Raw genomic sequence first — 6,348 nt, 5'->3', positions numbered from 1 at the left:
TCTGCCGCACCAGCGTCTTGCGATAGGCCTCGGGCATCCAGTCCTGCGGCTCGATCTTGCCGTCGGCTTGCATCACCACGTCAAAGCGGGCCTGTTCGGGTGCGGCGGCGCCAGGGGCCGCTTCGCTTGTCTGCGTGGGGCTCGGGAGGTCGAGGGATTGGGTGTACATGGCGGCACTCGTTCCTGATTAGTCGCTGTCCAGCGATTATAAACCGACCGGACGGTCGGTAAATGGGTATTTGAAGCGTACTCGGGTAATTCCGCACGGATGGGGCGCGAGAATCCACGCGCTATTAATCTAGTGCAGCCGAGGGGGTGCCGGACGGCGAAAGAAACGAAAAGCGGCGGCGATGCGTCGCCGCCGCTTTTGCAAAGGGGAATCGGAGGAGAAGTGGACGCTTATCGCGTCTGTTGCGCGGCGAAGTCTTCCGCGTCGACGTCATAGCCCGACGGCTCCCAGCGCACCGCGAGCAGCGCGACGAGTCCCGCGAGCGGCGCGGCGGCGATGATCCAGAAGACCTTCGTGCCGAGCGCTGCCGACAAAACCGGGAACAGGAACAGCGAGACCGTCGAGCTGGCGCGCATCAGCGTCTGATTGAAGCCGACACCGACGCCGCGCAGCGAAGTCGGATAGCTCAGCGACGCAAACGTCATGCTGTGCGAACCCGGCCCGACGCCTTGGCCGAGCAGGAACGCGGCGAGAAACGCGATGGCAATCACGACCTCGGCGCCCGTCGACGGTTTGCCGACGATCGCAAGCCCGACGAGCGCCCCGAGCTGAAACGCGTAGCCGACGACCGACAGCTTCCACGCGCCGTATTTCGGCACGGTGCGCACGGAGAACAGCCCGCCTGCGAACGCGAAACACAGATTCAGCGCGAGTGACGCGAGAATCGTGGTGAGCATCGATTGCGCGAGGAAGCTCGAGATGATGACCGGCAATCCGAACGCGACGGCGTTATAGGCAAACGACGATGCAATTGCGATGACGGTCGCCAGCACCGTCCGGCGCAGATAGACGCCGCGCAGCAGCGCGCCGTAGTTGCTCCACGTCGTGCGACGCGCCTTGATCGGCGCGACAGTCGTTTCGTCGACGCGGGCATCGATGCCGTAGGAACGCTTCAGAATCGCGGCCGCGCTCTTGAGATCGCCCTGATTCGCGGCCCAGACGGGCGATTCGCTCATATAACGGCTGCGAATCGCGATGATCGCGATCGCCGGCACCGCGCCGAATCCCAGAATCAGACGCCAGAGCCAGCCCGCGTTGTGCTCAGGCAAGACCGCGTACAAGCCGAGCACCAGCAGATACGAGACGCTGATCGCCGCGTACCAGACCGGACACCACATCGCGACGCGCGCCGCTTTGTTGCCGCGGCCCTGCAGGCGCGAGAACTCGGCGAGAAACGCCATCGCGACGGGCAGATCGATCCCGACGCCCAACCCCATCACGAAGCGCGCCCCGCCGAGCACCCAGGCGTTGGGCGCGAGCGCGCAGGCGATCGCAGCGACGACGAAGAAAAACATGTCGGCCATGAAGACGCGATAGCGCCCGACCTTGTCGGTGAGATAGCCACCGAGGAACGCGCCGATGATCGCGCCGAACGTGATCGCGGCGGCGACGAAACCAGAGCCGGTCGGCGTCAGCGAGAACTCGCGGGCGATGTCCTTCATCCCGAACGCGAGCGCGCCGAGATCGTAGGCATCGAGGAAAATCCCGCCGAGCGCAATGGCGACGACGACGCGCGCATCACTGCCGATCGCCGCGCCGCTGTTGACGAGACGGGAGACATCGGCGGCGCTTTTGATGACGGGGCGCGGATCGTCGGTGACGGCACCGGCGGCAGCGCGTTCGGGCGCGAGGGAAACGGACATGATCAGGCGATTTCGTAAAAAGTTGTCGATGCAACGAATCGACGGATCGTACTGGCCGAACTGCGGCCGGCCAAATTCTTTTTTGTTATTTAATGACTTACGACGGGTCTGCGATGCTTTTCACCGGCGTGGCGGTCGGCGCAAAGCCGGTCCGGCGACGTGCGATGCGACAATGTCGCTCCGTTATGTCATTACCAATCAGGCATGTCGTCAGTTGAAAACATCGAATCGGTGAGTGTCGCGGTGATCGGCGGAGGGCCGGCCGGGCTCATGGCCGCGGAGGCGCTCGCGGCGGGCGGCGCGCGTGTCGATGTGTTCGACGCGATGCCGTCCGTCGGGCGGAAATTCCTGATGGCAGGCAAGGGCGGCATGAATCTGACGCATTCCGAGCCTGCCGACGCGTTTCTCGCACGCTACGGCGCGCGAAGCCCGCACATCGCGCCGCTGCTGGCGCGTTTCGATGCAGGCGCGCTGCGAAACTGGGTGCATGAGCTGGGCGTCGAGACGTTCGTCGGCAGTTCGGGCCGCGTGTTTCCCACCGACATGAAAGCCGCGCCGATGCTGCGTGCGTGGCTGCATCGGCTGCGCGCGACCGGCGTGACGTTTCACATGCGGCATCGCTGGCTCGGCTTTGCCGATGAAGGCACGTCGCTATCGCGTTTCGCGACGCCAACCGGCGAAAAGCGCGTCCGGCACCAGGCGCTCGTGCTCGCGCTCGGCGGCGCAAGCTGGCCGCAGCTCGGCTCGGACGGCCGCGCGCTCCCGGTGCTCGCGGCGCGCGGCGTGCCGGTGCGGCCTTTCGTGCCGTCGAATTGCGGTTTCGACGTCGCCTGGAGCGAGCATTTCAGCAGCCGATTCGCTGGCGAGCCGCTCAAGTCCGTGGCGATCGGCCTGCCGCGTCCGGACGGCACGCCCGACTGGCGCGCCGGTGAATGTCTGATCACCGATCAGGGCATCGAAGGCAGTTTGATCTATGCATTGTCGGCGCCGATCCGCGATCGGATCGCCCAAAGCGGCGGCGATGGCACGACGATCCTGCTGGACCTCGCGCCGCAACTTTCCGCCGGGCGCGTGCGCGACGAGGTGCTGCATCCGCGCGGCGCGCGATCGATTTCGAGTCACCTCCAAAGCCGCCTGCATCTGACGGGCGTGAAAGCGGGTTTGCTGCGCGAATGCGTGAGCAAAGGCGAATTCGCGGATCTCGACACGCTCGCCGTGCGAATCAAGGCGCTGCCGCTGCGCGTGCTGCGGCCACGTCCCATCGAAGAAGTCATCAGCAGCGCAGGCGGCGTCGAATTCGAGGCGCTTAACTCGCGCTCGATGATCAGCGCGCTGCCCGGCGTGTTCTGCGCGGGCGAAATGCTCGACTGGGAAGCGCCGACCGGCGGCTATCTGTTGACCGCTTGTTTCGCGAGCGGACTCGTCGCGGGGGAAGGCGCGCTCGCGTGGCTCGCCGAGCGGGCGTAGCGACTCATGCGGCGACGAGCCGCCACAGCGACGTCACTTCCGCCGAGCGTGCGGCGTGCAGCGGATCGGCCTTGTCGCTCGCACGCGGATGATGCGGCTTGATGTCGATGCGCCCATCGACCTTCAGGCCGGCCTTGTCGATCCATTCCTGCAACTGGGCGCGGGTACGCAGTCCGAGATGCTCGGCAAAGTCCGACAGAATGAGCCAGCCTTCGCCGCCCGGCGTCAGATGCGCGGCGAGGCCGTCGAGAAACGCGCGCAGCATGCGGCTGTCTGGATCGTAGATGGCGTGCTCGATCGTCGCGCTCGGCCGCGCGGGCAGCCAGGGCGGATTGCAGACGATCAGCGGCGCGCGGCCCTCGGGAAACATGTCGGCCTCGACGATCTCGACCTGACGATCGAGCCCGAGCCGTCCAATGTTCTCGCGCGCGCAGGCGAGCGCGCGGGCATCGACATCGGTCGCGACGATTCGCCCGACGCCGCGCCGCGCCAGCACCGCCGAGAGCACGCCTGTCCCGGTGCCGATATCGAACGCAAGTTCTTTCGATGGAAGCGGCTGATTCGCGACGAGATCGATGTATTCGCCCCGAACCGGCGAGAACACGCCGTAATAGGGATGGATCCTCCCACCGGCCGCGCCGATCTCGACGCCTTTCTTGCGCCACTCATGCGCGCCGATCAGCCCCAGCACTTCACGCAAGGACACGACCGACGGCTCATCCGACGGCGGTCCATATGCCTCCTCGCACGCCTGGCGCACGTCGGGCGCGCGGCGCAACGGGATGGCGTAGTGCTCGTCGAGCGGGAGCACCAGCATCGCAAGGGTGCGCGCGCGCTGCGATTGCGCGAGGCGGTGGAGGTTGAAGGCATCGATCGGTGAAATCTCCGCCGCCGGTTTCTTCGCCTTGCGCGGCTTGTTGTCGATACGGCGTGCCATCGCCTGGAGCAACTGCCGCGCATTCTGGAAGTCGCCGCGCCAGAGAATTGCCGTGCCTTCGCAGGCGAGCCGGTACGCGTGATCGGCCGTCATCTGGTCATGTCCGATCACGACGCGCTTCGCTGGCGGATTACCGCTCTCCGATCTCCAGCGGGCCGAGCGGCTTTCGCCGTCTTCATCCCAGGTGAGGTGTTGCGGTGCTGAGGTTTTCGATTGCATATCTATATATAGATGCCTGATGCGGATGTCGTCGCGCTGGCGAAAAATGGACTGGCTGCATTGTGAGGCCAATTGGAGCGCGTCGCCGCAGCTTGTTCATGTTGGAAGCAATCTGCGGCGCGAGCTTTGTGACACTTCAGGCACAATCGAGCCTTTTCCGCACGCCATCGCCGAATGAAGCTCCGAGTTCTCGCCGCGATCTGCGCGGCCGCGCTTGCCGCGCAATTCAATTTCGTCCCGCACGCATTCGCTGCCGACACCGCCGACGCGCCTGCCAACGAACATTGGGTCAGCGCGTGGGGCACCGCGCTGCAGTCGATTCCGCAACTCGCGAACCTGCCGCCGCTCTATCGCGCGCCGGATGTCGCGGGTCGTACTGTCCGCCAGCTGATTTATCCGCAACTGGATGGAAAACGGATGCGCCTGCGAATCAGCAACCTGTATGGCACCGAACCGCTCGTCGTCGAATCGATGACCGTTGCACGGGCCGCCGCGGGCAACAGTGCCGCGATCCGCGCTGGAAGCGCTCGCCCCGTGCTGTTCGGCGGACACAAGAGCGTAACCGTCGCGCCGGGTGCCCAGGTTACGAGCGATACGATTAATTTCGATGTCGACGCCTTCCAGCCCGTAGCCGTCAGCATGTTCATGGGGAAGGATCAAAAGCTCGTTGCGTGGCATCGTGTGGCGAGTCAGGTGAATTACATCTCGACGCCGGGCGATCGTACCGAGGATGCATCGGCGGGCGCCTTTCGCACGCGCTTTACCCAGTTCGCGTGGCTGACCAACGTGGCGGTGGAAAGCCCATCCGCGCAGGCGATCGTCGCGATCGGCGATTCGATCACCGATGGCATGCGCTCGTCGGTCAATGCCAATCGGCGGTGGCCCGATGCACTCGCGAAACAGGCGGCGCGTGAGGGCGGCGGGCGGACGGTCGTCGTGAACGCGGGAATCAGCGGCAACCGTCTGTTGAGCAACTCGCCATGCTACGGCGAGGCGGTGGTGAGCCGCTTCGAGCGCGACGCGCTGCGCCAGCCGGGCGTGCGCGCGGTCATCGTGCTGATCGGCATCAACGACATCAATTTCATGGCGATGCCCGCGCACGCCGGCCTCGATTGCGACGCGCCGCACACCGAAGTCAACGCCGATGCGCTCGTGCGCGGGTATCAACGGCTGATCGCGCAGGCGCACCAGCGCGGCATCAAGATCTACGGCGCGACGCTGACGCCGGCCTCGCTGCCGCCCGAGCGGGAAGCGATCCGTACCGCGGTCAACGAATCGATTCGATCGAGCAGGGCGTTCGACGGCGTGATCGACTTCGATCAGGCGCTGCGCGATCCCGCGCGCCCGAGCGTGCTCCAGCGCCGGTACGACAGCGGCGATCACATCCACCCAAGCGATGCGGGCTACGCGGCAATGGCCGCCGCAGTGCCGATGGAATTCCTCACGGGCGCGGCGAAGGCGATGCATTGAAGCAGGCGCAAAAAAATTGGTTGATCGCCTTGTTATTCGAGCCTGCTTGACCTAGTATTCAGCCCCTCGTCGCAAGACGATGGGCCGCCGAGCGAAACACGCGGCCTCCGAAGTCGGCAGATTTTGAAGCGAAAGCCAAAAAATAGTGTTGACACGGAGAAAAAGATTCTTCATAATCTCGTTTCTCTGCTGCTGATGCAGCGGCGCAAGACAGAAGGTGAGGTAGGGGTCTTGCGATGTGCTCTTTAAAAACTAACAGCCGATAAGTGTGGGCGCTTGATGTTGAGTGCGGTCTGGTTCTTCGGAGCTGGATATAGCGAAAGTATCAAGAGTCTCACACGAAGTATCAGAGGAAGGTTTTTCCATCTTTGGATGGAGTAAAT

General features: G+C 64.5%; 4 protein-coding genes and 1 pseudogene. 2 read left to right on the top strand and 3 right to left on the bottom strand.

The window, feature by feature from the left end; all coding sequences use genetic code 11:
• Both NCR38_RS12570 and NCR38_RS12565 read right to left on the bottom strand, forming a co-directional pair.
• Positions 1-169, bottom strand: a pseudogene (locus NCR38_RS12570) (1,2-phenylacetyl-CoA epoxidase subunit A); the annotation flags it as partial.
• A 230-nt stretch (positions 170-399) separates the two neighbouring features.
• Entirely contained in the window at positions 400-1,872 is a 1,473-nt protein-coding gene (locus NCR38_RS12565; RefSeq protein WP_250477172.1) for an MFS transporter, read from the bottom strand.
• 204 nt (positions 1,873-2,076) lie between these two features.
• On the opposite strand from NCR38_RS12565, the gene NCR38_RS12560 reads away from it, so the two are divergent.
• Positions 2,077-3,339: a TIGR03862 family flavoprotein gene (locus tag NCR38_RS12560; RefSeq protein ID WP_250477171.1), complete on the top strand. Its 1,263-nt coding sequence runs from the start codon at positions 2,077-2,079 to the stop codon at positions 3,337-3,339.
• Positions 3,340-3,343: 4 nt separating this feature from the next.
• Here the strand turns inward: NCR38_RS12560 and NCR38_RS12555 are convergent, their stop codons facing one another.
• Positions 3,344-4,495, bottom strand: a complete 1,152-nt coding sequence (locus NCR38_RS12555) for a class I SAM-dependent methyltransferase (RefSeq protein WP_250477170.1) — start codon at positions 4,493-4,495, stop codon at positions 3,344-3,346.
• 174 nt (positions 4,496-4,669) lie between these two features.
• Here NCR38_RS12555 and NCR38_RS12550 point away from each other — a divergent pair, with 174 nt between their 5' ends.
• Entirely contained in the window at positions 4,670-5,965 is a 1,296-nt protein-coding gene (locus tag NCR38_RS12550; RefSeq protein WP_250477169.1) for an SGNH/GDSL hydrolase family protein, read from the top strand.
• Positions 5,966-6,348 lie beyond the last annotated feature (383 nt).

Origin of the sequence: Caballeronia sp. INML1 (genome assembly GCF_023631085.1) — a bacterium.
GTDB lineage: Bacteria > Pseudomonadota > Gammaproteobacteria > Burkholderiales > Burkholderiaceae > Caballeronia > Caballeronia turbans.
Note: the sequence above shows the minus strand (reverse complement) of the source record. Positions and strands in the feature narration are given on the sequence as shown.

Coding starts and splice junctions, on each gene's coding strand:
- NCR38_RS12565 (WP_250477172.1), bottom strand. CDS start 1,872: ATGTCCGTTTCCCTCGCGCCCGAACGCGCTGCCGCCGGTGCCGTCACC.
- NCR38_RS12560 (WP_250477171.1), top strand. CDS start 2,077: ATGTCGTCAGTTGAAAACATCGAATCGGTGAGTGTCGCGGTGATCGGC.
- NCR38_RS12555 (WP_250477170.1), bottom strand. CDS start 4,495: ATGCAATCGAAAACCTCAGCACCGCAACACCTCACCTGGGATGAAGAC.
- NCR38_RS12550 (WP_250477169.1), top strand. CDS start 4,670: ATGAAGCTCCGAGTTCTCGCCGCGATCTGCGCGGCCGCGCTTGCCGCG.